Raw genomic sequence first — 427 nt, forward strand, 5'->3', positions numbered from 1 at the left:
CTCAACAGGTTAGCCACCGCGCGTTGTCATAGCACAAGGGATCACGCCGCCAGCCCTGCGGCAAAGCGAATACCGGGACTAAGACCGGGGTCGAGCGAGTGCACGCCATGGGAAAATCAGCCGCGACCACCGGTTGGTAAAAGCCCCGCTCCAGTGAGCGAAAGGTTGCATCAAGATGGGGGATGAAATCCCCCTGCCCTGCGTAAGGTTGAAGGAAAGCCGCGCGGGGTGCATCCAGCTCACGCTGGATAACCGGACGGGCCGAGAGGCCGGGGTTTCGGAGTAAGTGATCGGTAAAGCGTTGTCTAATTGATTTTTGCATTGGCCTTCCTTTTTCCCGTTCGCCAATGGTTGTCTTCGAGGTCACCGGACAGCTGAGGCAGCTTTTATCCGAGCCTTCATGATCGCGGCCGAGCGGAAGAGATGG

Annotated in this window: 1 protein-coding gene; it reads right to left on the reverse strand. The window is 58.3% G+C overall.

Annotated features, from left to right (window positions below):
- Position 1: 1 nt before the first annotated feature.
- A partial coding sequence (locus tag SOP85_RS31170; RefSeq protein ID WP_323629430.1) for a hypothetical protein occupies positions 2–427 on the reverse strand: 426 nt, incomplete at its 5' end.

The sequence above is a fragment of the Pseudomonas sp. YuFO20 genome, from assembly GCF_035064975.1.
Lineage (GTDB): Bacteria > Pseudomonadota > Gammaproteobacteria > Pseudomonadales > Pseudomonadaceae > Aquipseudomonas > Aquipseudomonas putida_AE.